General features: G+C 70.2%; 19 protein-coding genes and 2 pseudogenes. 6 read left to right on the top strand and 15 right to left on the bottom strand.

Annotation, left to right across the window (positions count from 1 at the left end; genetic code table 11):
• Positions 1–60 precede the first annotated feature (60 nt).
• Positions 61–768: a FadR/GntR family transcriptional regulator gene (locus tag GRC12_RS05365; RefSeq protein WP_208777863.1), complete on the bottom strand. Its 708-nt coding sequence runs from the start codon at positions 766–768 to the stop codon at positions 61–63.
• 171 nt (positions 769–939) lie between these two features.
• On the opposite strand from GRC12_RS05365, the gene GRC12_RS05360 reads away from it, so the two are divergent.
• The gene (locus tag GRC12_RS05360) at positions 940–2178 is read left to right on the top strand and encodes a CaiB/BaiF CoA transferase family protein (protein WP_208777861.1); all 1239 of its coding nucleotides are present in this window, start codon (positions 940–942) and stop codon (positions 2176–2178) included.
• A complete protein-coding gene (locus tag GRC12_RS05355; RefSeq protein WP_208777859.1) occupies positions 2175–3158 on the top strand; it encodes an enoyl-CoA hydratase/isomerase family protein in 984 nt (327 codons plus the stop codon). Before GRC12_RS05360 ends, GRC12_RS05355 begins: the two co-directional genes overlap by 4 nt.
• A gap of 99 nt (positions 3159–3257) precedes the next feature.
• On the opposite strand, the gene GRC12_RS05350 is transcribed toward GRC12_RS05355, so the two are convergent.
• The 5 genes and pseudogenes from GRC12_RS05350 to GRC12_RS05330 form a co-directional block, all read right to left on the bottom strand.
• Positions 3258–5396 carry an ATP-binding SpoIIE family protein phosphatase gene (locus GRC12_RS05350; RefSeq protein WP_308286479.1) on the bottom strand — a complete coding sequence of 713 codons (2139 nt, stop codon included), beginning with the start codon at positions 5394–5396 and terminating at the stop codon, positions 3258–3260.
• A gap of 252 nt (positions 5397–5648) precedes the next feature.
• Positions 5649–6229: pseudogene (locus tag GRC12_RS05345) on the bottom strand (SDR family NAD(P)-dependent oxidoreductase).
• Positions 6226–7923, bottom strand: coding sequence for a thiamine pyrophosphate-binding protein (locus GRC12_RS05340; RefSeq protein ID WP_208777857.1), 1698 nt, complete (start codon positions 7921–7923; stop codon positions 6226–6228). The pseudogene GRC12_RS05345 and the gene GRC12_RS05340 overlap by 4 nt, the downstream one beginning before the upstream one ends.
• Positions 7924–8116: 193 nt before the next feature.
• Positions 8117–9217, bottom strand: a complete 1101-nt coding sequence (locus GRC12_RS05335) for an NAD(P)-dependent alcohol dehydrogenase (protein WP_208777855.1) — start codon at positions 9215–9217, stop codon at positions 8117–8119.
• On the bottom strand, positions 9214–10404 hold the full coding sequence (locus GRC12_RS05330; protein WP_208777853.1) for an FAD-dependent monooxygenase: 1191 nt from the start codon (positions 10402–10404) through the stop codon (positions 9214–9216). Before GRC12_RS05330 ends, GRC12_RS05335 begins: the two co-directional genes overlap by 4 nt.
• A gap of 103 nt (positions 10405–10507) precedes the next feature.
• Between GRC12_RS05330 and GRC12_RS05325 the strand changes: the two genes are divergently transcribed.
• On the top strand, positions 10508–11287 hold the full coding sequence (locus GRC12_RS05325) for an IclR family transcriptional regulator (protein WP_208777851.1): 780 nt from the start codon (positions 10508–10510) through the stop codon (positions 11285–11287).
• A gap of 28 nt (positions 11288–11315) precedes the next feature.
• On the opposite strand, the gene GRC12_RS05320 is transcribed toward GRC12_RS05325, so the two are convergent.
• The 4 genes from GRC12_RS05320 to GRC12_RS05305 all read right to left on the bottom strand — a co-directional run bounded on the left by GRC12_RS05320 (position 11316) and on the right by GRC12_RS05305 (position 15323).
• The gene (locus tag GRC12_RS05320; protein WP_208777848.1) at positions 11316–11735 is read right to left on the bottom strand and encodes a nuclear transport factor 2 family protein; all 420 of its coding nucleotides are present in this window, start codon (positions 11733–11735) and stop codon (positions 11316–11318) included.
• A 137-nt stretch (positions 11736–11872) separates the two neighbouring features.
• On the bottom strand, positions 11873–13582 hold the full coding sequence (locus GRC12_RS05315) for an MFS transporter (RefSeq protein WP_208777846.1): 1710 nt from the start codon (positions 13580–13582) through the stop codon (positions 11873–11875).
• Between the two features lie 277 nt (positions 13583–13859).
• A complete protein-coding gene (locus GRC12_RS05310; protein ID WP_208777844.1) occupies positions 13860–14606 on the bottom strand; it encodes an SDR family NAD(P)-dependent oxidoreductase in 747 nt (248 codons plus the stop codon).
• 144 nt (positions 14607–14750) lie between these two features.
• Entirely contained in the window at positions 14751–15323 is a 573-nt protein-coding gene (locus GRC12_RS05305; RefSeq protein WP_208777842.1) for a TetR/AcrR family transcriptional regulator, read from the bottom strand.
• A gap of 148 nt (positions 15324–15471) precedes the next feature.
• On the opposite strand from GRC12_RS05305, the gene GRC12_RS05300 reads away from it, so the two are divergent.
• Together GRC12_RS05300 and GRC12_RS05295 are read left to right on the top strand one after the other, a co-directional pair.
• Positions 15472–16737, top strand: coding sequence for an MFS transporter (locus GRC12_RS05300; protein ID WP_208777840.1), 1266 nt, complete (start codon positions 15472–15474; stop codon positions 16735–16737).
• 25 nt (positions 16738–16762) lie between these two features.
• Positions 16763–16984, top strand: a pseudogene (locus GRC12_RS05295) (2Fe-2S iron-sulfur cluster-binding protein); the annotation flags it as partial.
• Between the two features lie 77 nt (positions 16985–17061).
• Here the strand turns inward: GRC12_RS05295 and GRC12_RS05290 are convergent.
• Both GRC12_RS05290 and GRC12_RS05285 read right to left on the bottom strand, forming a co-directional pair.
• On the bottom strand, positions 17062–18411 hold the full coding sequence (locus tag GRC12_RS05290; protein ID WP_208777837.1) for a hypothetical protein: 1350 nt from the start codon (positions 18409–18411) through the stop codon (positions 17062–17064).
• Positions 18412–18699: 288 nt separating this feature from the next.
• Complete coding sequence (locus GRC12_RS05285; RefSeq protein WP_208777835.1) at positions 18700–19830, bottom strand: FAD-dependent oxidoreductase; 1131 nt, start codon at positions 19828–19830, stop codon at positions 18700–18702.
• A 127-nt stretch (positions 19831–19957) separates the two neighbouring features.
• Between GRC12_RS05285 and GRC12_RS05280 the strand changes: the two genes are divergently transcribed.
• Complete coding sequence (locus tag GRC12_RS05280; RefSeq protein WP_208777833.1) at positions 19958–20539, top strand: TetR/AcrR family transcriptional regulator; 582 nt, start codon at positions 19958–19960, stop codon at positions 20537–20539.
• A gap of 86 nt (positions 20540–20625) precedes the next feature.
• Here GRC12_RS05280 and GRC12_RS05275 read toward each other — a convergent pair whose 3' ends face one another.
• Genes GRC12_RS05275 through GRC12_RS05265 form a run of 3 tightly spaced genes read right to left on the bottom strand, consistent with a single transcriptional unit; the run spans position 20626 to position 23251 of the window.
• Positions 20626–21456, bottom strand: a complete 831-nt coding sequence (locus tag GRC12_RS05275; RefSeq protein ID WP_208777831.1) for a hypothetical protein — start codon at positions 21454–21456, stop codon at positions 20626–20628.
• Entirely contained in the window at positions 21453–22091 is a 639-nt protein-coding gene (locus GRC12_RS05270) for a hypothetical protein (RefSeq protein ID WP_208777829.1), read from the bottom strand. Before GRC12_RS05270 ends, GRC12_RS05275 begins: the two co-directional genes overlap by 4 nt.
• Positions 22088–23251 (bottom strand): tryptophan dimethylallyltransferase family protein, encoded by a 1164-nt coding sequence (locus tag GRC12_RS05265; protein ID WP_208777827.1) that lies wholly within the window; start codon positions 23249–23251, stop codon positions 22088–22090. Before GRC12_RS05265 ends, GRC12_RS05270 begins: the two co-directional genes overlap by 4 nt.
• Positions 23252–23547 lie beyond the last annotated feature (296 nt).

Here is a 23547-nt window from a genome sequence, read left to right as displayed (position 1 = left end):
CTCCGGCAGAGCCTAGGAAGCGGCCTGAGCTTCCGACTCGCCCGCGCCTCGAGGTCGGACTCAGTCCTCGCGGTCGCTCTGCCAGTCGAGGAGTTTGACCCGGCCCACCGTGTCGATGTGCGCGTGCATGGCGCGCGCCGCCTCCTCGGTGTCTGCCGCACGGATGGCCTCGGCGACGCGGCGGTGCTGTTCGAGAGAGCGAGCGGGCCGGCCCGGCTGACGCAGGGACTCGGTGCGGCTCTCGGCGATCGAAAGGGAGATCTCCGCCATGAAATCGGCCAGCAGCGGGCTGTGCGCTGCGGCCGTGACAGCGGCGTGAAAGCGCTGGTCCTCGTCGACGCCGAGCTCCCCACGGTCCACGGCGTCCGCCATCGCGGTCAACGCGGCGTCGATCTCCGACAGGTCCTGCTCGGTGCGGCGCAGTGCGGCAAGGGCGGCGAGCTTGGTCTCCAGTGCGTCGCGGGCGTCGAGGACGCCCGGGAGCCGCTTGCGGCGGTCGATCATCGTCTCCAGCGGCTCCGCGTTGAGGCGGTCACGCAGGAGGTACGTGCCGCCACCGTGCCGTACCTCGACCAACCCCTGCACTTCCAGGGCGACGATCGCCTGACGCACCGATGTGCGGCTCACCCCCAGCCGGTCGGCCAGATCCCGTTCGGGAGGCAGGCGGTCGCCGGCCTTGAGGCCCTCCGCCGACACGTACTCCCGCAGGCGCTCCACCACCTGCTCGTACAGGCGAGGGCGCGCCAGTGGACGTAGCGGCTCGTTCACGCACGCAGTTCCCTTCTCTGATCGAGCGTTCCCGGCCCTGAAATATCAGCCCTTGACAGCCGACCGCTGCCGCTCAACACTCTAACTCATCGGCCTAGTGGTCCAGTGGTCCATCCAATTGAGGAACGATCCCGGCCACACCGTCGTTCGCCCAGAGAAAGGCCCGCCGGCATGAGCGCAGCTCAGCGCATCCCCGAGTCCGCCACCCCAACTCCCGACGCACCGGCAGCCCTTGCCGGAATCCGCGTCCTCGACCTCTCCCGCATCCTGTCCGGCCCCCTGGCCACCATGGTCCTGGCCGACCTGGGTGCCGAGGTCATCAAGGTCGAGGACACCAAGGACGGCGACGACACCCGCCAATGGGCACCTCCCTACCAGGGCGACGAGTCCGCCTACTTCCTCTCCGCGAACCGCAACAAGCGCGGGATCAGCGTGGACCTCAAGTCCGAGCAGGGCCGGGAGTTCGTCCTGCGCCTGGCCGATCGCGCCGACGTCGTGGTGGAGAACTTCCGGCCGGGCACGGCCGACCGGCTCGGCCTCGGCTACCGCGACCTGTCCGCCCGTAACCCCGCACTGGTGTACGCGTCCATCTCGGGTTACGGACAGTCAGGGCCGTGGGCGTCCCGGCCCGGGTACGACGCCATCGCCCAGGCGCAGAGCGGAATGATGAGCATCACCGGCGAGGCGGGCGGGCCGCCACTGCGCCCCGGTGTCGCCACGGCCGACATCGGCGCCGGCATGTGGGCGACGATCGGCGTGCTCGCCGCGTTGCGCGCCCGCGAGTCCACCGGACGCGGCCAGCACGTGGACGTGTCCCTGCTCGACGGGCAACTGGCCTGGCTCACGTATGTGGCCGGGGGTTGGTTCGCCACCGGCACCTCGCCCGGGCCGCACGGCTCGGCCCACCCCACCATCGTCCCGTACCAGGCACTGCCCACCGCTGACGGCCATCTGATGATCGCCGCCGGCAACGACAAGCTCTTCCAGCGCCTGACCGAGGTCCTCGGTGTGCCGGAACTGGCCGCCGATCCGCGGTTCGCCGGCAATCCTGACCGGGTGCGCCACCGCGCCGACCTCGTCCCCCTCCTGGAAGCCGCCCTCATCCGGCGGGGCAGCGCCGAATGGTCCGCGCTGCTGGACGCGGCGGGCGTGCCGTGCGCGCCGATCGCCACGGTGGAGGAAGCGCTGACCAGCCCGCAGGCGCAGGCCCGCGACATGGTCGTAGAACTGGACCATCCCACCCTGGGCCGGCTGCGCACCGTCGGCTCACCGCTGAAGCTCGGTCAGACCCCCACCCGGTTGCACAGCGCGCCGCCCCTGCTCGGACAGCACACCGACGAAGTGCTCGCTGAAACCGGTTACTCACCGGAGGAAATAGCCGACCTGCACGCGGCAGGAGCCGTTCGATGACCGCCCCCAGGACAGTAGATGTCCGTCGCCCCGGGGGTGACGGCTCCTCACCGGCCGACGCGGCCAACAGCGCCGGCGCGCGAGGCGACAGCGACGCGGACATGCGGCCCGTCGGTCCGCTGGACGACGGCCGCACCAGCGCGGAAGGCGTAGGTCGCGAGGAGCCGGGCGACAGTCGGGGGGAGGATGTGACCGCCGATTACGCCGCCGACGCTCGCCACAGCGGCGCGGTCACGATCCGGCGTGACGGCACGCTCGCCACGGTGCACATCGGCACGGGCCGCCGGGCCAACGCTCTGCGTACGCACGACTGGCAGGTTCTGGCCACCGTCTTCGACAGCCTGGCTCAGGACGTCTCGCTCGGTGCCGTCGTCGTGACCGGCCGCGGCACCAACACCTTCAGTGCCGGATCCGACATGCGCGAATGGCTCTCCGCCGACCCCTCGGAGATCGACGGGAGCTTCGCGGCCATGGAGAGCGCGCTGTCCGCTGTCGAACGTCTCCCCGTCCCGGTCATCGCCCGGATCAGCGGCTCGGCCGTCGGCGCGGGCTGTCAGCTGGCCTGCGCCTGCGATCTGCGGATCGTCGCCGACGATGCCCGGATGGGGATGCCCATCGCCCGCTGGGGCATCCTCGTGCCCCCCGCCTTCGCCGCCCGTATCGCGCTGCTCACCGGGCCGGCCACCGCCCGGGACCTGCTGCTGACCGGCCGGCTCGTGGATGGTACGGAAGCGGTACGACTGCGCCTGGCGACGGCGAGCGTCCCGGCCGCGGACCTCGACACCGCGACCGCCGATGTCGTGACCGCCATCACCGCGCATCCGCCGGCCGCGATCCGAGCCGCGAAACGCGCCGTCGACACCGTCATCGCCCCCACCCGCGAGCGGCTGGGCCAGCTCCCCGCGGGTCCGGCCGTCGACTACGACAGCATGCAACTCGCTCTCGGCTCCTTCCTCGGCGGGGTCACCCGCGCCGGCTGACCCGGCCGGCACGACACGATTTCTCAGCCACTTCTGAAGGGCACACCAACATGGTCCTCAGGCGGAGCCGCCGGCCCGACGCAGCGTCCAGGAATCCGCTCACACTCCCGAAGGGGCATGCACCGGCCCGGGCACACCGGAGGCATCCGCGTGCGGGATGTCCTGCTCCGTCCAGATGCATTTGCCGTCGTCGAGATAGCGGGCGCCCCAGCGCTGGGACAGGGCCGCGACGAGTTGCAGGCCGCGTCCGTCCTCGTCCGTGTGGGCTGCACGGCGAATGCGAGGGGTCGTGAGGCTGCCGTCGTAGACCTCGCAGGTCAGTGAATGGCTGCGGATCAGGCGCAGGCGGATCGGGCCACTGGCGTGCCGCACCACGTTACCGACCAGCTCGCTCACCAACAGCTCCGTGGCGGGCACAAGATCCTCCAAGCCCCAGGCCCCGAGGTGTTCCCGCACGTATGCGCGGGCCTGTCCGGCCGCCCGAGGGTCCTCGGGAAGAGTGCGGTACGCGACATCACCCGCAGCGGTGCACCGGGCATGGACCATGAGCAGACCGGCGTCGTCATTCGTCCGGCCAGGGTCGGGCAGCAGAGCCGAGACGACGATGTCGCACAGATCTTCCAATCGCCGAACGTCCCCATCCTGGTGAGCAGGGTCGAAGTACGCCGTGTGGGCGGCGGCCCGGGCCACGGTCCGCCGAAGTTGAAGCAGTCCTTGATCAATATCCCGACTGGCCGATTCGACGAGGCCGTCGGTGCACAGGACGAGCAGACTCTCGTCGGGCAGGTCCAGATGGTGTGCGTCGAACGGCGGTTCAGCGGCGCCCAGCGGCGGGTCCGGGCTCACGTCAGGGACGTGGACGGTGCCGTCGGGATGGACGACGACGAGGGGAGGGTGACCGGCGAGAGCATAGGTGCACCTACGTGCGACGGGGTCGAACACGGCGTACAGGCAAGTGGCACAGCAGTCCTCGCCCAGGTCGCCTACGAGGTCGTTGAGATGGCTGAACAGTTCGTCGGGAGGCATCTCGAGGTCGGCGAGAGTGCGTACGGCGGTGCGCAGGCCGCCCATGGTGGCCGCTTCGGTGATGCCGTGCCCCATGACGTCGCCGATCACCAGGGCGACCCGGTCGGCGGACAGCGGAATCACGTCATACCAGTCACCGCCCACATCTTCCCCCCTCCCCGCGGGCAGGTAGCGTGCGGCAGCGATGGCGGCCGGCAGGCGGGGCAGTACCTTGGGCAGCAGACCGCGCTGCAGTTCCTGCGCACGGGCGTGCTCCACGTCGTACAGACGGGCCCGCTCCAGCGACTGGCCGACCAGTCCCCCGAGGGCCGTCAGCAGCGTGCGCTCGCCGTCACCGAAGGAACGCGGATGACCGAAGGACACCGCGCACATGCCCAGGACGCGTCCGGAGGCCATCAGGGGCAGGAACGCCCAGGCCTCCTTCGGCGCCAGCTCCCGCAAACCCCTCATCGTCGGATACCGCTGCAAGAACTCCGCACCCGATTCGACGAACCGGGGCACACGAGTGCGCACTGTGTCGAGAACGGGGGCACTGAGGGAGGCCGGGATGTCCCTGACCGCTTCGAGGAACTCCTGCGGGTAGCCGATGGCGGCGACCACACGGACTCGACCGCCCTCCAGCACCGTGAACATCAGCCCGTCGGCTCCGAACGGAGCCAGGACATGCTTCGCGAACGCCTCCGCCACGTCCTGAGAGGTGACGGCCTCGGCCAGCGCTGCGGTCAGCTCGCCCATGCGGACGGGGCGATCGGCCGCAGCCACCGGGTCGGGGCCCAGCGGTATGTCCGACCCGCCACCCAGGCGCTCAGCAGCCCACCCCGCCAGCGCGCGTAGGAAGGAGCGTTGCACCTCACCCGGCTCTTCAGCCCCTGCTGTGAGTACGGACAGCACGCCCATCGGCCCGCCGACTCCCAGGAGTGGCACCGCCGCGGTGCCCGCCGCCCCGACGCCCAGGCTGTCCCCGGCCATCCAGCAGAATTCGCCACCCCGCACGGCCCGCACGGGCGCCACGTGCTGGTCGACACGCAGATCTGCCCATGCTTCGGCACTGGCCGGAGCGAGCCCGCTGACCGAGAGCAGGCGCAGCCGACCGGCAGCGGGAATCCACTGGTGCACCAAAGCACCCAGGCCACCCAGACACCACGCCGCCTGCTGAAGTACCAGGTTCAGCGTCTCCGTGTCCTCCTTGCCCCGCGCTCCCTCGCGCTCCACCGGGGAGCCGGACGGCGGCTGAGGCTGCTCCTCACCGCAGTTCTCGGGGCCAGCACCCTCAGCGGTCACCTCGGCTCCTGCTCACCAAGAAGTCCACCCATACACTCACAGATGGTATGCGCCATCATAAAAGTCGCCATATCCACAAGACGCTGTTGCTCGCCTGCCCGCCCGCTACGGTCGGTGACCACGCAACGCACGACGTCTTCGTGTCCGCCCGCGTCGCTACCGCACTGCCGGGATCAGGGCTGGTCACGCAGCAGGGCGCCCCGCAAGTACCGCCGTCCACCAAGAGGGCGGAACCGGTGATGTGTGCTGCTCGCGGAAGGCGGCGGCTGCCCCGGGTGCGAAGCCCATCGTTCGGGAGGCGATGTCGTTGTTCATGCCGGCGGGGATGACGATATCGACGCGGATGCCGTCGGCGACGACCTCGGCGGCGAGGATGCGCGTCAGATGCTCGAGTGCGGCCTTGCTGGTTCCGTAGGCAGCGGTTCCCTGGCCTCGTCCATGTCGTCGAGGCGCTTCATGCCCGCGTGCCCGGCGTTGACATAGGCGGCGTCCAGTCGCTCGACCTGTGCGGCGACCTCGCCGATCGCGGCCTCGATGCCCGCCACCGAGGAGAGGTCGGCCGCGACGGTGACCGTGCCGTCGCCGATGATGCCGCCCGCGATCTTCAGCTGGTCCGGGTCTCGCGCGATGATGACCACGCGGGCGCCCTCACGCGCGAAGGCCTGTGCCGCTGCCAGGCCCAGTCCCCTGCTGCCGCCGGTGACGAGGCAGGTCTTGCCGAGGAAGCGCTGCCGCCGGTCCACGAACGGCAGGTCGCGGCTCATGCGTCGACCTCGATGCCACCGAACGGAGCTCCGCCATTGAGGACGCGCTCCTCCGGAGGAATGGGCGCGAGGCTGACTCGTACGTCGATGCAGGTCGGCCGGCGGGCCGCGAGGGCGGCCTCGATCGCCGGGCGCAGCTGGTCGAGCTCGGTGACGTCGACGCCGTCGGCGCCGAGCGCGCGTGCGACCGCGCTGTAGGAGCCGTTCTCCAGGCGGTTGTTGGTGACGCGGTCCTGTCCGAAGAAGAACTGCTGGGTGTGCAGGGTGGCCCCCCAGGCCCGGTTGTTCAGCACGATCACGACGACCGGGAGCCCCGCCCGGACGAGGGAGTCGAACTCGGCGAGGCTGTAGCCGACGGCGCCGTCGCCGGTGACGAGGACCGTCGCCTTGTCGGGGGCTGCGTACTGGGCTCCCAGCGCCACGCCGAAGTTGCTTCCCATCGAACTGAGGTATCCGTGGCCGAGGTAGTGGGACAGCGGCGCGAGCGCGATGGTCTCGGAGAGCCACAGCTCGGTGAGGGCGCCGTCGACGACCACGGTCGCCTGGTCGGGGACGCTCTCGGCGATCGTACGGACCGCGAGGTAGGGGTGGATCGCGGCGTCCTCGTGCTGCTCGGTCTCGGCGGCGAGGGCGGAGCGCCGGGTGGCGGAGATGTCCCGCAGGGTCGCGAGCCAGTCGTCGCGCCCCGAGGGCGCGGCGCGCTCGCTCAGCCGCTCGTTCAGCAGGCCGATCGTGCCGACCGGGTCGGCCTGGATGCCGAGTTCGACCTCCTGCAGCCTGCCGAGTTCCCGGCCGTCGGGGTCGATCTGGAAGATGCGCGAAGTCTTCGGCAGCAGTCGGCCCGTGCCGAACTGTGTGGCCATTCCGAAGCGCAGCCCCAGCATGAGGACCAGGTCGGGCCGCTGGTCCTCGGGGACGGTGGCCAGAGTCTGCAGGAGCCCGACGTGGTGTTCGGAGCCGACGATCGCCCCGAGGCCCTCCCAGTCGGAGAACAGGGGCACTCCGGTACGGGCGGCGAACTCGTGCAGCCGGGCCCGCGCCTCGGCGGTGACGAAGGACTTGCCGACCAGCGCGATCGGGCGCCGGGCGGCGCTGAGCGCCTCGAGGATACGGTCGACGGCACCGGCCGGGGATACGCCGGTGCCGTCGACCTCGATGCGGTAGTCGTCGACTTCGTCGACGTCCACCGACTGGCGCAGGACGTCCCAGGGAATGTCCAGGAGCACCGGGCCCTTGGGTTCCGACCGGGCGATGCGGATCGCCTGGGCGACCAGGCGAGGGATCAGCTCGGTGCGGGTGACGCGGTGCGCGAACTTGGTCACCGGGGCCGCCATGGCGACCTGGTCGAATCCGGCCTGCTGGTCGTTGATCTGGTCCGTCCCCAGGGGCCCGGAGCCCGCGAGGTACAGGACGGGGCTGCGGTCCAGATGGGCGTTGGCGACCGAGGTCAGGACGTTGGTGAAGCCACCGCCCGCGGTGACGACGGCGACGCCCAGCTCCCCGGTGACCCGCGCGTATCCCTCGGCCGCGTGGCCGGCGTTCACCTCGTGCCGTACGTCGACGACGCGCAGCTTGGCGTCGAGGGCGTCCTGGAGGATGCCGTCGATGTGCGCCCCGGGCAGGCCGAAGGCCACGGTGACTCCGGCTCGCTGCAGGGTTCGCACGACGAGTGCGCTGCCGGTTGCGGTTGCCATTCGTTGGTCTGCCTCTCTGGGCGATGCAAGGTTTCGACACATGCTGGGGGCCTGGCCCGAAGGCGGGCCGCCGTACGGGAGTCTTGAGCGGGAGCTGGGTTACGACAACGGCTGTGTTCGTTGGACGGTCAACGCCTTGCCCGGCATGGGAAAGATCGGAGCCGCGCGGAGCGGACTGTTCGCGGAAGCAATGTCAGGGTTCGGGCATCCTGAGCACGGCCTTGATCACACGCCCGGAAGCGGTCTCCGTCCACGCATGGGCGAAGTCGCTGAAGGGGAACTCCTCGATCATCCGGTCGAAGGGGAAGCGGCCCGCTCGCCAGTAGTCGACGAGCTGGGGTATCAGGACGTGGGGGTTGGCCGAGCCGCCGATGATCCCCTGGAGCCTGCGACCGCCGGCGAGCAGGAACCCGGTGTCCGCAGTCCAGTCGCCCGCCGGTGCCACGACGTATCCCAGGGTGCCTTCAACTCCCAGGCATGTCGTCGCGGTCGCGTAGACGGAGGGCACGTCCGCGGTGACGTACGCGAAGTCGAAGCCCTCGGGTTCGATGTCTCGCAGCGCCTGTTCCGCACCGGCACCGCCCGGCACCGTGTCGGTCGCACCCAGCTCCGTGGCCAGGTCCAGCCGCGGCCGGTTGACGTCCACGGCGACGATGCGCCGGGCACCCGCGAGACGGGCGGCCATGACGGCCGCGAGCCCCACACCTCCGGTGCCGAACACCGCGATCGACTGTCCGGGGCGGAGCCGGAACGCCTCCAGGACCGAGCCCGCGCCCGTGATGACTCCGCAGCCGAGCGGCCCCATCAGGTGCAGCGGGACGTCCTTCGGCAGCAGGACCGCGCTGCGTGCGGGCGCCAGCGCGTACGTGGCGAAGGACGACTGACCGAAGAACATCGCCGCGAGACGGTCACCGGCCTGGCTGATCGGTGAGCTGCCGTCGAGTCGCGCACCGCCGAAGGCCACCCGCATCGCCTCACGGCAATACGTGGGCCGGGCGTCGAGGCAGCGGGGACACGCACCGCAGGAGTTGCCCGACAGCACGACGTGGTCACCGGGCACGAGACGGGTCACCCCGGCGCCGACCGCCTCCACGACACCCGCGCCCTCGTGCCCCAGCACGATCGGGTGCGGAACGGGAACCCCCCGGCCGTTGTGAGCGTTGATGTCGGTGTGGCAGATGCCGGTTGCCGCCATGCGCACCAGGACCTCGTCCGGTCTCGGGTCCTCGAGGTCGACCTGTTCGAGTTCGGGGAGGGTCCGGCTGTGGCGTGACACCGCCGCGGTGACCTTCATGACAGGGCGCCCTCGGGGTCGTACTCGTAGATCCAGCCGTTCTCCCTCAGCGGGTCGGCCTGTGAGTAGCGCAGGTCGCGTGCCTGCTGCTCGGGGCCGTCCGGCAGGTGGTTGATGTGTGACCTGCCGTGCGACACCTCCTGCAGACGTGCCGTGCGGCGTCGGCGCAGTTCCTCGTAGCGGCTCAGCGCGGCGGTCGGGTGGTCCGGGTCGGCCGCGAGGCACAGGGACAGGACGGCGCCGTCCTCGATCGCCTGGGCGGCGCCCTGGGCGAAGAACGGGAACATCGGGTGGGCCGCGTCGCCGAGCAGCGTGGCGTTGCCGCGGCTCCAGCGGTCGAGGGGCTCGCGGTCCAGCAGCGCCCAGCGTCCCGGGGTCTCGGCGGCCCTGATCAGGTCCACCAGGCGGGAGTCCCAGCCGGCGAACTCGCCGAGCAGTTCATCGACCGTGGCGGTGGCCGTCCACGACTCGACGCTGTTGGTTCCGGCCGGTGCGAAGGCGACCAGGTTGATGTAGTCGTCGCCGGAGACCGGGTAGTGCACGAGGTGGTGGTCGGGGCCGATCCAGAGGGTCTGGGCGTGCCGCCTGGCGAACTCGGGTGCCTTGTGGGCCGGTACCAGCGCCCGGAAGGCGCAGATGCCCGACTCCCTCGCCTCGGTCGGGCCGACGACGGCGCCGCGCACGCGGGAGTGCACCCCGTCGGCGCCGATGAGGATGTCCGGGCGGACCGTCTCGCCGTCCTCGAACCGCAGAACGGCCTGGTCGCCATCGAACTCGACCGAGACGCAGCGCCTGCCGAGGTGGATCGACTGTTCGGGCACGGCCGACCTCAGCGCGTCCAGCAGATCGGCGCGGTGGGCGGTGTAGGTGTGCTCGCCGTACAGGCGGATGCAGCCTTCCTCCAGGTTCTCCGCGGACAGGACGGCGCCGTTCTCCCACCGTCGGAACTCCCAGCCGACCTCCATCCGGACCGCGCGCTTGACGAACCGGTCCAGGACCCCCAGACGTCGCAGCAGGCGGGCCGCGTTGGGCGCGATCACCAGGCCGGCGCCGACCTCGGTCAGGGCGGCCGCCTGTTCGTAGACATCACTGTCGAAGCCCTTGTCCCGCAGGAACGCCGCGGCGGCGAGGCCCCCGATACCGCCACCGAGGATCGCGATCCTGGGGCTGTCTTGTGTGCTCATCATGCTCCTAGAGTTCGGCACGTCACCCATTGGAAGAATCACCTCATCCGTTCAATGAACAGAGGAGGTAGAGTGACCCGGGTCAAGAACGACGAAGGAGAGGCACATGCCTCGCGCCAACGAGCCCGGACGGACCGTCAGTTCCCGGCTGTGGGACCTGCTGTTCGCCTTCGACCCCGACCACACCGAGCTGAGCCTCGCCGACCTGGTCAGGCGGACCGGCATGCCGCACGCCACCGCGCGGCGCCTCACCCTCGAACTCGTGGAGGCCGGCGCGCTGGAGCGCACCAGCGACAACCGGTTCGCCATCGGCCTGCGGCTGTGGCGTCTCGGCACGCTCGCACCGCGCGCCGAGACGCTCCGCAGCGCCGCCCAGCCCTTCGTGGAGGACCTGTACACGGCCCTGCGCCAGCATGTGCAGCTGGCCGTCCTCCAGGGCGACCAGGCCGTGATCATCGAACGGCTCTCGGCGGTCAACGCCGTCGGTCTCACCTCGCAGGTCGGCGGCCATCTGCCGCTGCACTGCTCGGGTGTCGGCAAGGTGCTGCTGAGCCACAGCAGTCGGGAGTTCATCGACGAGGTGCTGGCGGGCAGACTGCGACGCTTCACGGCGAAGACGATCGTGGACCCGGCCGAGCTCCGTCGCGAACTGGCGTCCTGTCGCTCGACCGGAACGGTGGTCGTCAAAGAGGAGTTGAGCGAGGGCGCCGAGTCCGTCGCGACGCGCATCGTCGACGGCCGGGGCAAGGTCGTCGCGGCGCTGTCGGTCGTGGTCGCCGCCGGCTCGATCAAGCTGCAGGCGGCCGTGCCCTCACTGGTCGCGAGCGGACTGGGGCTGTCCAGAAGTCTCGGCTGGCGGCCGGGCATCCCCATCCGCACCTCGTGACCTCGCGCGCGGCGGGGAAACCGGCGCGTCATGCCGCGGGCTGCCGCCGGGAGAGCTGCATGTGCCCGAGCCGCCATCCCTCGTCGGTCGCGAACCACACCCGGGTGACCACGGCCTGCACCAGGAACGGCGGCAGGTCGGGCACGCGCCGTATGCGCATCTTCTGAAAGCAGGTCACCACGGCCCGGCCCCCGCCCTCCCGGCACGTCACCTCACTCGTCTCGGCCTCGAGGGTGGCTCCCATCGACGCGTTGTAGGTGAGGAAGCGCTCGCGGTCGTGGACGTTCCCGGCCGGCCCGTGGACGATCACGCAGTCGGGCAGCATGAGCGCACGCTGCTGCTCGTCCCCTTCCGTGATCGCGACGAGCCATGCCGCCTCCGCCCGGGCAACCGTGTCCAGCCCGCGGACCTCGCCCGCACCGCCCGGCGCTGTTTGCGTGGTGGTCATGATCCAACTCCTGTCTCGTCGTTCGTGGTACGGCGTCGCCCGCCGCGTTGCTGCTCCCGAGGAGGAGTCGCGGCGGGCACCCCGGCGTTCCTGGCCGGCCGGATGTCTCGGTCCGGCACGGCCGGTTCGTCGCGCGGTCAGTCGTCGAGGGTGTGCGGATCGTCGTCGAGATGGGTCTCCCCCGGACCACCGCGCCCGCCCACGAGGGTGAGTGCGGCCGCCACGAGAGCGGCCACACCGCCGAGCACGTAGGCGTGGGAGTAACTGTGGCTGAGGGCGTGGAACGCGACGTCCTTGAGCGGGTTGAAGGGGATGACCTGACCGTCCGGCGACGTGACGGCGGCCGGTACCGAGTTGGCGCCGAGCGGCCCCGAGGCCACGGCGTGCACCGCCGCTTCGAGCTGTGGTCTCTGGTCCGCGGGGGCCTGGGCGGGAGCGGCCTGGAATGCCGCGTACGCCTTGCTCAGGCCGGGGTTGCCGGCCACCTCGCGGGCCATCTCCTTGGCGGCCTGGCCGAGCGCGACGGCGCCCGCGATCGCGGGGCCGAAGGCGAACCCGAGGTCCCGGAAGGTGCTCGTGGCGCCGCTCGCCATGCCGGCGAGGTGGTTGGGCAGCGAGTTGACCGCGACCGCACTCATGGCGGCGAAGGCGAGTCCCGAACCGACACCGGCGAGGATGAGCGGTCCGACGATGGAGCCCAGCGCCCGGTCGCTCGCCGGGACGCCGGCGAACCACAGTCCGCCGACGCCGATGAGACCCAGGCCGACGAAGAGCACCCACCGGGGGTTGTAGCGCTCCAGCAGCTTGGAGGTGAGGGGCAGCAGGACGAAGCCGATGCCTCCGAAGAACAGGTAGGCGATGGAGCTCTTCAGCGGGCTGAATCCCTGGACGGTGGTGAGGCGGATGCTGGTGGAGTACATGATCGCGAGGAAGCCGAACATGCCGACCAGGGTGACCACGGAGTTCACGGCGAACGCCCGGTTCCTGAACGCGCTCAGGAGAAGCAGCGGCTGGGCGACACGGCCCTCGGCGAAGACGAACAGGGCGAGGAAGACGCCCGCGGCGATGAACGCGATGACGATCTGCGGGCTCCCCCAGCCGCTCTCGGGGCCCTGGATCACGGCGTACAGCAGAGCGAACAGACCGAGCGCGGCCGTGATCTGGCCGGGCCAGTCGAGGGAACGGCCCTCGGGCGCGGCGGAGTTCTGGGCGAGGGCCAGCGACAGACCCACGCTGACCGCGGCGATGACGAGGACACCGACGTAGGCCCAGCGCCAGTTCCCGTTCCCGTCCCAGCCGGTGTGGATCTTGGCGGCGACGCCGGCGAGCAGCGGGCCGAGGAAGCCGCCGATCGACAGCGCGGCGGCCCAGACCGCCACGCCACGAGCGCGGGTGGCGGTGGTGTGCGTGCCGGCCGCCACCATGGCGAGGCTCGTGGGGAAGATGGCCGCCGCCCCGATGCCGCTGAGGAGTTGACCGATGATCAGCAGTGTCACCCGGGTGTCCGTCGACGACCCCGCGCCCGGCACCAGGACCGCGACCGCGGAGCCCACGACGACGAGGGCGGCGCCACCGACGAGCAGGCGCTTGCGCCCGAAGAGGTCGCCGAACACGCCGAAGCCGAGCTCCAGGGCGGCGACGGGGATGAAGAAGGCGTCGACGATCCACGTCAGCTGTGCCGAGGACGGTGCGAGATCCTGCTGGATCAGCCCGGTGATGAGCGAGGGGACGGAAAGGGCCATCTGCGAGAGGCACACGGCGAGCACCACCGCGGCCAGCGTGCCTGGCCGCAGGGTGTATCTGGCACTCTCTCCGCTTGCCTCGGCGGGTGAATCGATCTGGACCATGGATGACTCCTTGCGCGCGCGGCGCGCTGCTGTGGGAACCGGCGTTCGCCGCCGGACCTTGCTGCGGGTGCTTGTGTTGGGCGATGCGGTGACACCACTGCCGAACCGCCCCGGGGGGCCTGCGCGGACCTGCCTCCGCGTGACTCTGCGACCGACGCTGCTTCAGGTCACCCGACGTGGTGACCGGTGTGCTGAGCAGCGTCAAGGTAGGAAGTGACCCCCGTCACTCTCAATGGACATGTTCGTTGGACGAACAAGCCCGCAGCGATACGGCTGCTCAGCGACGTGTGCTGCCGCCGTCCGCGACAACGATCTGGCCCGTGATGAAGGCGGCGTCGTCGGAGGCGAGGAACGCCACGACGCCCGAGACGTCGTGGGGCATCTCCACGCGTTTGATGTCCTGAATGTGGACGGCCTGTTCGAAGAATGCCTCGTCGGTGTTCTCCACGGCCGCGGCGGTCCGCACCAGTCCCGCGGCCACGCCGTTGACGGTGATGTCATGAACGGCGAGGTTGGCGGCCAGGACGGAGGTGAGGCCGTTGAGCGCGCCCTTGGCGGAGATGTAGGAGACGAAGGGAGGGGGCGCGGTCCAGTAGCTCGACGAGGTGATGTTGATGATCCGCCCCGATCCGGACCTCTTCAGGTCCGGCAGGAAGGCCTTGGAGGCCAAGAAGGGGCCGTCCACGTTGACGGCGAAGGTGCGTCGCCATGCTTCGTACGTCACGTGGTCCAGGTCCGCCGGCAGAACCACGGCCGCGTTGTTCACCAGGATGTCGGCGAAGCCGAGTTCGCCGCGTACCCTCGCGGCGAATCCGGTGATCGCGTCCTCGTCCGAGACGTCGACCTTGTCGCTGAAGAACCGCCGGCCCGTCGCCGTGACCAGTTCCCGCGTCTCGTCCGCCGGGCTGACGTCCGCGACCGCGATGTCCGCTCCGTCGGCCGCGAGTCGCCGGGCGATCTCCTGCCCGATACCCGTACTGCCTCCGGTCACAACGGCGGTCCTGCCCGCAAGTCGTCCTGCCATGGCTCATGTCTCCTTGGTCGGCGTTCGAAGACAGGCTTCTGCGCCGAAGCGACCGACGCGTGCGGCTTGTTCGTTCAATGAACACGCACGCACGGCGGCGAGCGCCGTTCCGACATGGTTATGTGCCGGGCTGGAGGTGACCGGTCAGGAGCCGTCGCGCGAACCCTCCCCGGGAAGCGCGGCCACCGCCCGTGCGATCTCCTGCCGGAGCCGGTCCATGCCGAAGTCGGGTCCCAGCACCATGCGCCGCAGTTGGGGCATGGCGACGCTCCAGCTCGCCAGGGCGAGGGTGAGGAACACGCGGATCCGGGCGTCGTCATCCTCTTCACCGGCCGCCTGCGCGGCGGTCACCTTGTCGCCGTAGTGCGCGGTGCGCTCCTCCTCGGCGGGGACCGGCCCGTCGCCGATCTCCAGGGCCTCCCACATCACCAGGCGAAGGGCCTCGGGGTGGGTTCGGTGGTACTCGAAGAGCCGCTCCGCGTACCCGGGCAGGTCCTCGGACGGCGGGACGGCCTCGGCCAGTTCGGCGAGGCGGCGCTCCAGGACGACGGCGAAGAGCTTGCTCTTGTCGCCGAAGTAGTCGTAGATCGCCCGCTTGTTGGCCCGGGCGGCGGCGGCGATGCGGTCGACTCGGGCGCCGGCGACACCGTGCGCCGCGAACTCGGTGCTCGCCGCCGCGATGATGCGCTCTTTGGTCGCCGCTGAGTCATACGCCATGCGGTCATGGTAACGAACCGGTTCGTTTGACCCTCGCGAGTCGGCGTGCGAGGCTGGGTGTCCCATAACCGAACCAACCAGTTCGTTCGAAGGTGGTTCTCGTTCCCCATGCGGGACGTCCGCACGTCGAAAGGAGCACTCGGTCGTCATGTCGGCCACCACACCCACCGCGTCCCCCGCGCCAACCACCCTCGGCCGCGGGCTTCCGCTCGTCATGGCGCTGGCCTGCGGTGTCACCGTGGCCAACGCCTATTTCCCGCAGGCCATCACCCCCCTCATCGCCCGGAGTCTCGACGTCTCCGACGGCACGGCCACGACCCTCGCCACGCTGACCCAGCTCGGCTACGCCGTCGGCATCTTCCTGCTCGTCCCGCTCGGGGACCGCCTCCCCCGCCGACCCTTGATCACCGTGCTGCTCGCGGTGACCAGCGCGGCGTTGCTGACCGCGGGGCTCGCCCCCGGAATCGGGCTGCTGCTCGCCGCGGGCACGCTCGTGGGCCTGGCCACCGTGGTGCCACAGATCCTGCTTCCCATGGCGGCGGGGCTCGTCGCACCCGAGCGGCGCGGCCGCGTGATCGGCACCCTGCAGGCCGGACTGATCGGCGGCATTTTGCTCGCCCGCGCCTTCGGCGGAGTTCTCGGCGAGCACCTGGGCTGGCGGGCCCCGTATCTGGTCGCCGCCGTGCTGACCGCACTGCTCGCCGCGGTGCTCGGCACCGCCCTGCCCACGACCGTCCCGGCCGTCCGCGACATCTACGGCTCTCTCCTCGCCGACACCCTGCGTCTGCTGCGTACCGAGAAGGAACTGCGCCGGTCCGTGCTCTTCCAAGTCACCGTCTTCGGCGGCTTCAGCGCCGCCTGGACCGCGGTCGCGCTGCTGATCACCGGACCGCGCTACGACATGGGCACCCAGGCCGTGGGCGTGCTCGCCCTCGTCGGCGCGGGCAGCATGTTCCTCGCCCCGTCCGCCGGTAAGTGGGTGGACCGCTACGGGCCCGACCGCGTCAACCTGTGGTGTGTCACGGCCGGACTCGCCGCGGCGGGCGTGCTGACGGCCGGCGCGCTCGGCGGCATCGCCGGCATCGTGGCCCTGGCCGCCGGACTGCTGCTGATCGACGTGGCGGTGCAGTGCGGACAGGTCGCCAACCAGGCCCGCATCTTCGCCCTGCGCCCGGAGATCCACAGCCGGCTCAACACCGGCTACATGACCTGCTCGTTCCTCGGCGCGAGCGCCGGGTCCTGGCTCGGCACCCGCGCCTACACCCACCTCGGCTGGTGGGCGGTCTGCGCGCTCATCGCCCTCGCCGTCGCGTCAGCCGTGGTGATGTACGTCGTCGGAGGCGGCGGGCGCCGTAACTCCGGGGCCCGGGAGCAGGACGCCAGCAAGTCGGCGGCACCGGCCCGAACCCGGTGAGCGACGGCATGTGACGCCGCATGTGGTTCCACCCGACCGCTCGGTGCTCCAGGTCCTCACGGAGGCCGGCGTCGAGGTCGACTTCTCCTGCCGGGAGGGAACCTGTGGCACCTGCGAGACCGACGTGCTCGAGGCAACGCCCGACCACCGCGACCCACCCTTGCGCGAGGACGAGCGGGCGGCCGGCGACACCATGCTCATCTGCGTCGCCCGCTCCTGCGGGCCCCGCCTGGTCCTGGGCCTGTGAGCGCACGGCCGTTGCGACGGTGCTCAGGGCGCGGAGGCCGCCCGCGTGCGGGCCACCTCGCTCGCCCGGCGCCGCCGTCACATGCTGGAGAACGGCACGGAGAACAACACCCTTTCGGGAATGGCCGGTTGCTTCCACGCTCCGGCGGAGTCCGCGGCCCATTCGGTCTGTGACCACAACTGCTGGGTGCTCCACCACAGCGACATGCCCTCGCTGTGCTGGGCCCAGCATGCGTTCGCCTGGACCTGTCCGCTGCAGGTGTGCGACGTGGCGGCGCCGCTGGTGCTCATCTTCCACAGGATGCCGTGCACCCCCGGCCCCCACAGGGCGTCGGCGGCGTAGTACTTGTCGTTGTTCGCGAGCACCGCCTGCAACCCGGCCGCGTTGTTGGTCACGTAGCTCTTGGTCGGGTCGGCATAGGCCTTGCCCCCGCTGGTGACGAGCGGCATGGCACCGCCTGGAGCGGCGAGGTCGTAGCGGAAGATCCGGGCGGGCTGGGCGTCACCGCCGGTGGTGCGCCATTCGTTGGCGACGATGCTGTACGGGCTGGTGCTGCGGTCCATGGTGAGCCCGTCGAAGCAGGGGTAGCCGGTGACGGATGCGCCACTGCACTTGCCGCCCAGGCTGTAGGAACCGATCGCGGGCATGATGTATTGGTAGCCGCGTGCCGAGTAGCCGCCGCTGACCTTGCCGATCTCGTGCGAGTTCACGGTCGCCTGCAGGATGTGCTTGAAGTCGAAGACGAACAGCGCGTTGTTGCTGTCGTCGCCGCGGGACGCGGTGACCAGGAGCTTGTCGCCGTACCAGACCATGCCGCCGAGGTGCGAGCCCAGTTTGTCGAAGTCGTCGCCGCCATTGATGGGCACGACCAGCAGCACCCACCGGTATTTGAAGGCGCCGGGGGTGTTGGCGTCGATGAACGCCACCCGTGCCAGGCCGTCGTCGTCGGGGGTGGAGCTCGCGAGGTCGTCGTTGTTGGTCCACCCCGAGAGGATCACCTTGTTCGTGCCCCACATGCCGTCGTCGTCGGCGTCGCCGGACGAGGTGAGTCCCTGGGGTACGAATTGTTGGGTCAGGGCGTCGCCGGTGTCCCAGCAGTAGGCCGATGACGCCGCAGGGTTGATCGGCCGCGCGGCCAACTCGGTGCTCGTGCACCCGGAACCACTGCTGCTGTACATGGGGTGGTTGGCGGACTTCAGGACCGTGTCCACCCCGACATTGGGCAGGTGACCGTCCAGCGTGCTGATCGTCGTGGGGGACACACGGTGCTCGGTCAGCTCCAGCTTGCTCATCGCTGCACTGGTCCCGTTCGGGAGCAGCGCCCCGGGCGTCGGCACCGGGGTCGCGGCCTGCGCCGGAGTCCCCCACGCCAGCACGGCCATGGCAGCCGCGGCCAACACCCCTGCCACCCCACGTCTCGTCCTCATCCCACTCCCCCTTCGCCGGCAACGGCAACAACAACCCCGAATGCTGTCATGGGCACGTGAAGTAGGTGGAGTTTCCACGGAATTCGCCGAGGATCCACCTCGGGGCTCCACCTCTCAGGCCGCGTCCTCGGCGGAGTCCCCGATCCTGGAGGGGCGTGAGCGAAAGGACGCGAGCATCGAGCGGCGGGTTCCCTGCGCCCACGGCCCTCGGGTGCGGAGACCTGACGCGCCACAAGGCCCTGCCCCTCTCGCAGACGACGAAACGAGAAGCCGCGAATCACGGTGGCCCTACCGGTAGTTGAGCTCGGCGAGTTCGGTGGCGAGCTTCTTGGGCATCGGCGTGTGGCCGAGCAGGGGAAGCGCGATGTTGCGTGCTCCGCGAGCCATCGCGTTGCGCGTGGTGGCGACGCGGGTCATCCGGTCGGTGAAGGCGACCACCCGCTGGGCGACGGGCCGGCGCCGCGCCTCGTAGCCGTCGAGCTCTCCGGACGCGAACGCCCTGCCCAGAGCGTGGCCGTCCTGGATGCCGGTGTTCATCCCCTGACCGCCGGCGGGGCTGTGCACATGGGCGGCGTCGCCGGCCAGCAGCAGACGGCCGGCACGGTAGTGTTCGGCGACCCGGTGGTGCACCCGGAACCGTGACGACCACGCCAGGCCGGTTACCTTGGCCTGGCCCGGGGCGCGTTCGTCCAACAGCCGCTGGACGAAGGCGAGATCCGGGGTGGCGGGCGCGTCGTCCACGGTGGCGACGACCCGGTAGTGCCCTCCGGGCAGCGGCGCTACGACGGTGAGTCCCGCGGTGCCGAAGGTGAGCGAGACCTCCCCGGGGCCCGGGGCCCAGTCCATCATGACGTCGGCGAGCACGAAGGACTCGGCGTAGGCGTTGCCGGTGAATCCGATGCCCGCGGCCTCGCGCACGGTGCTGTGCATCCCGTCGGCGCCGACGGCGTACGCGGCGCGCAGCGTCTCGCCATTGGTCATGGTGAGCGTGACACCGTCCGCGTCCTGGACGACGGAAGTGACCTCGTAGGGGCGGTGCACGTCGCCACCGAGCGCCCGCAGCCGCTCCAGCAGCACGCTCTCGGTCTCGTACTGCGGGACCATCAGCGTGTAGGGGTGCGCCGTGGGCAGCTGGTCGAACGGCACGGTCAGCAGCCTCCGGGCACCGTCGCGGACGGCGAACCGGGTGACTTGGACGCCTCGCGCGATCAGGTCCTCGGACGCTCCCAGCTCGTCCAGGACCTCCAGGGTGCGGGCGTGCACGACGGCGGCCCGTGAGGTGTTCGCGCCTTCGGCCAGCCGGTCCAGGACGACGAAGTCGATGCCGGCGGACGCGAGCGTGACAGCGAGCGCGAGTCCGGTCGGGCCGCCGCCGACGATGGCGACTTCGGTGCGGCCGGGGAGCGCGGTGGTGTTCATGAGGGGGTTTCCCTTCCGGTGGGACAAAGCCGACGAACGTTTGCCAACAGTTGTTGGCCAACGCCTGTTGGCATCATGCTTGATTCCGCACTGGAAAGTCAACACTCGTTGGCCTACAGTCGTTGGCATGACGCAAGGCACCGAGAACACCAGCACCGACAGGCGTTCGGACCGCACCAAGGCCGCCATCCTGCGCGCCGCACGCGAGCGATTCGCGGAACACGGCTACGAGCGCACGACGATCCGAGCCGTAGCCTCCGACGCCGGCATCGACCCCTCGATGGTCATGCGCTACTTCGGCAACAAGGCCCAGCTCTTCGACGCGACACTCACCATCGACCTGCGACTGCCCGACCTCACGGACGTCGCGGCGGACGAGCTTCCCCAGACCCTGGTGCGGCACTTCCTCGCACGCTGGGAAGGCGACCCGGCCGACGACGCGCTGCTGGTCCTGATGCGCTCGGCGGTCACCAACGAACAGGCCGCGGCACGAATGCACGAGATCTTCGCGGCGCAGGTCGCCCCCGCCCTGGCCGCCGCTCTCGGCCCGGAAGCCGCCGCACGCCGGGCCGGCCTGGTCTCAGCACAGCTCCTCGGCCTCGGACTCACCCGCTACCTACTGCGGCTCCCCGCAGTGACCACCCTGACGCCGGACGAGATCGAACGCGGCCTCGCCCCGGCCATCCAGGCCGTCCTCGATCCGGACTAGGCGCGATGCCGGCCGCCAGGACGCCGGAGCCGAGCCGCGAAGATGCAGCGGCCGCACGGATGCGCTGTCCCGGTGCCTGCTGCGTCTCAAACCCCGTCCAGAAGTCGTGTCCGCCAGAGGGTGAGGCCGTGGGACAGGTCGGTGTCCGCGGGCGTCAGTCCGGCGAGGCAGCTGTCGATGTAGTGGAGGTAGAGGGGGACGAGGTCGGTACGGAGGAGTTCGGTGAGGTGCTCTGCCGGGTCCGGCTGTCCGTGGCGTGCGCGCGTCGCGGCGCGTACGAGTTCGCCGGCCACTGGTGAGGGATGGGCGAGGTGGTGGTGGATGGCGTCGTCGGTGGATCCGGGATCCCCGGTGGCGGCGGTATAGAGGAATCGGAGAGGGAGCAGAACCGCCTTGGTGAACCGTCTGATGTCGCCCGCCAGAGGTGCGGGGTCGTGGAACTCGGCCAGGACGGGGCCCGTGGCGAGCGTCTGCAGCGCGAAGCGGACGCTGTCGGTCACCAGCACGGCGGAGCCCGGTTGTTCCACCTCCTGACGAATGTCCTCACCCATGAGCAGCATGCCGCTGTTCTTGAGGTCGAGCCGGTCGACAGCCGGGAACCTCCCGTCGTCCCGGTTCACGCGCAGGGCCGGCAGCGAGCTCCAGAACACGGACAGGCGTCCATGAGCGCCGTCCCTCGCCTGGAGCTCGCGGGTGACGTGGTCGATGATCCGGTCGTCGTCGTGTCGGCGGTCGGTCAGGACCAGCCCGAGGTCGATGTCGCTGACGGCGGGCGCGAACCCACCGTGCGCGAGGCTTCCCAGCGCGTAGGCCGCGATGAGGCGGTCGGCGAGAATGCGCCGGAACTCCTTCGCGCAGCTCTCGGCGATCGTGGCGGCAGAGCCGGAGTCAACGGCCTCCTCGGGGACCATGCTCATACCGGGGCGGTGGTGTCGCGGCGCGCCAGTTCGACGATCCGGTCGGAGACCATGGTGATGATCTGCCAGGCGCGGTCGAGGAGTTCGGTGACATCACCGAGCTGCCACTCCTGGCGCTCGGCGAGCAGCCGGTAGCCCATCTCGATGTGCTCCTGGTCCGCTTCGTCGTGCAGGGCGAAGTAGGCGTTGCCCGGGAACGCCAGGGAGCCTGCGTTGCTGAAGGTGAGGCTGCCGGCCTCCAGTACGAGGTGGGCGAGGACCACGCGGTGCAATCCGGGCAGGGTGCGGAACTGCTCGACGAACCAGGCGGCTCCGGCTTCGACGACGGGGTCCCATTCGGCCGCCCGGCCGGAGGGGTGGCTGTCCGCCAGGATGTCGTCGTGGCCGATCTCCTCTTGTCGGTGTTGTACCGCGAGTTCCTTGAGTTGGGGGTCGGTCTCGAACTCCGCCCGGACACTGATCATGCGCTGGAACGCCTCCGACCACGGTGCCAGGTGTGTCAGTACGGCGTCCTTGGTGGCTGCCGGTGTCGCGGGGTCCTCCAGCAGGAGAATCAGGTCGCTGCAGCGGTATGCGCGGACGTGTTGTTCGTTCCTGTCGGCGACTTCCCGTAGAGGCGCGGGCATGGTGGTCATCGGGAGGCGTCCTCCTGGAGGGTTGTACGCAGTGGCCGTGGCAGCGGGCTGGGCTGTGCGGCCGGCTGAGGGTAGAGCGGAAACCTGAAGTAGACACATACGTCGCCGTCGTGACCGAGCGAGCGGTAGCTGACCAGTTCCTGCAGGCCCCGGCTCTGGCTCAGAGGCCGCGGCGCCACGGCACGGAGAAGGGCACGGTGACGTTGCGGGTCAAGGCCTTCGTGCACCATCAGCGCCCCGATCCTGGCCGCGGCTTCCGCGTCGGATGTGGTGAAACTTGACACCCGGAAGTAAGTGGTCGACTCGTCGGCGCAGAGGGCGTCCGGCCGGAAGGCCAAGCAGGTCAGCGGCGCTTTGCCGGCGGCTTCAGGGTCCGTGCCGAGCAGAGCCCGGAAAGCGGAGCGCGCTCTGTGCGGATCATGGGCACGGGCGAGGGCGGCCATCTGTTCCAAAGCCGCGACGCTGCTGGTGTGGTTGCGGTAGTAGACCTTGACTCGGGACCGGGCGCTGGAGTCGAGGTCGAGGGCGAAGAACTCCAGTTCGCGCTCGGCTCCGTCCGTCTGTGTCCCTCGGGCCACCCGTGCACAGGTGTCGGCCCACGCGGTGCCCATCGCGAGGCGTTCCATCGCCTCGCCCACCAGGGAGTAACGTTCCGGCATCGGCACGGCGTACAGACCGAAATAGACCTTGAAGGCCGGGGGGTGCCCTGGTCGCCAGGCCAGGGAGTGCCACACGGGCACGGGCACTGCCCCCTGGCCGGTGCCCGGCATGAACACACCGGCCACCTTCCCGTAACGATCCAGACCAACCCCGGGCTCGGCGGCCAAACGGTCCGTCAGCGCCACCGCCGCGGTCCGGTTGGAATCCGCGGTGATGGGCCTGGAGGCGCCCAGTGTCTCGAACAGGATGCGCAGTTCAGGTCTCCCCCGGGACCACTTCACGGACATCTCGGCGGGGAAGCCGTCCTCGGCGACGTACGAGGGGAAGGGGCTTTCCTGCCCGACGGGCATGTCGGCCCACGGCCGCAGAAGGTCCTGGACCTGGTCTGTCACAGGCCCGCTCGCAGACCCCGGCAGACCAAGCCCGTCGCACATGTCGATCCAGCGCTCCCGAAGGAACCCGCCGATGGAACGGCCCTCACCCGAGAAGATGCTGTCCATTCCCCTGTCCGCTCTCCCAGCGTGCTGTCTCCTCCATACCGGCATGGGCCACCCATCGCGGGCAGCACAAAGGCATCAGCAGTGAGGACATCTGCGGGAAACGCACGAAGCGACCCCGATATCGGCAGACCGCACCCTGCCTTTTGCCGCGAGCACCACTCTCCAAGCGCCGAAGCGCCCGGTCCAACTTTTCGACGAGCATCAAAACGGTGGACTTCGGCGCGGAACCCCAGCTATCCGATGCGGCGTTGGTCCGGCGGCCTGCTGTGCAGCGTCCGCAACTGGGCCCAACCGAA

The sequence above is a fragment of the Streptomyces griseorubiginosus genome (assembly GCF_017614965.1).
In the GTDB taxonomy this organism is placed as follows: domain Bacteria; phylum Actinomycetota; class Actinomycetes; order Streptomycetales; family Streptomycetaceae; genus Streptomyces; species Streptomyces griseorubiginosus_B.
Note: the sequence above shows the minus strand (reverse complement) of the source record. Positions and strands in the feature narration are given on the sequence as shown.

Excerpts from the sequence above, each read along its gene's own strand:
- GRC12_RS05335 (WP_208777855.1), bottom strand. The coding sequence starts at position 9,217 with ATGAAGGTCACCGCGGCGGTGTCACGCCACAGCCGGACCCTCCCCGAA.
- GRC12_RS05360 (WP_208777861.1), top strand. The coding sequence starts at position 940 with ATGAGCGCAGCTCAGCGCATCCCCGAGTCCGCCACCCCAACTCCCGAC.
- GRC12_RS05280 (WP_208777833.1), top strand. The coding sequence starts at position 19,958 with ATGACGCAAGGCACCGAGAACACCAGCACCGACAGGCGTTCGGACCGC.
- GRC12_RS05320 (WP_208777848.1), bottom strand. The coding sequence starts at position 11,735 with ATGACCACCACGCAAACAGCGCCGGGCGGTGCGGGCGAGGTCCGCGGG.
- GRC12_RS05290 (WP_208777837.1), bottom strand. The coding sequence starts at position 18,411 with ATGAGGACGAGACGTGGGGTGGCAGGGGTGTTGGCCGCGGCTGCCATG.
- GRC12_RS05275 (WP_208777831.1), bottom strand. The coding sequence starts at position 21,456 with ATGAGCATGGTCCCCGAGGAGGCCGTTGACTCCGGCTCTGCCGCCACG.
- GRC12_RS05300 (WP_208777840.1), top strand. The coding sequence starts at position 15,472 with ATGTCGGCCACCACACCCACCGCGTCCCCCGCGCCAACCACCCTCGGC.
- GRC12_RS05330 (WP_208777853.1), bottom strand. The coding sequence starts at position 10,404 with ATGATGAGCACACAAGACAGCCCCAGGATCGCGATCCTCGGTGGCGGT.
- GRC12_RS05270 (WP_208777829.1), bottom strand. The coding sequence starts at position 22,091 with ATGACCACCATGCCCGCGCCTCTACGGGAAGTCGCCGACAGGAACGAA.
- GRC12_RS05325 (WP_208777851.1), top strand. The coding sequence starts at position 10,508 with ATGCCTCGCGCCAACGAGCCCGGACGGACCGTCAGTTCCCGGCTGTGG.
- GRC12_RS05305 (WP_208777842.1), bottom strand. The coding sequence starts at position 15,323 with ATGGCGTATGACTCAGCGGCGACCAAAGAGCGCATCATCGCGGCGGCG.
- GRC12_RS05340 (WP_208777857.1), bottom strand. The coding sequence starts at position 7,923 with ATGGCAACCGCAACCGGCAGCGCACTCGTCGTGCGAACCCTGCAGCGA.
- GRC12_RS05265 (WP_208777827.1), bottom strand. The coding sequence starts at position 23,251 with ATGGACAGCATCTTCTCGGGTGAGGGCCGTTCCATCGGCGGGTTCCTT.
- GRC12_RS05285 (WP_208777835.1), bottom strand. The coding sequence starts at position 19,830 with ATGAACACCACCGCGCTCCCCGGCCGCACCGAAGTCGCCATCGTCGGC.
- GRC12_RS05310 (WP_208777844.1), bottom strand. The coding sequence starts at position 14,606 with ATGGCAGGACGACTTGCGGGCAGGACCGCCGTTGTGACCGGAGGCAGT.
- GRC12_RS05315 (WP_208777846.1), bottom strand. The coding sequence starts at position 13,582 with ATGGTCCAGATCGATTCACCCGCCGAGGCAAGCGGAGAGAGTGCCAGA.
- GRC12_RS05355 (WP_208777859.1), top strand. The coding sequence starts at position 2,175 with ATGACCGCCCCCAGGACAGTAGATGTCCGTCGCCCCGGGGGTGACGGC.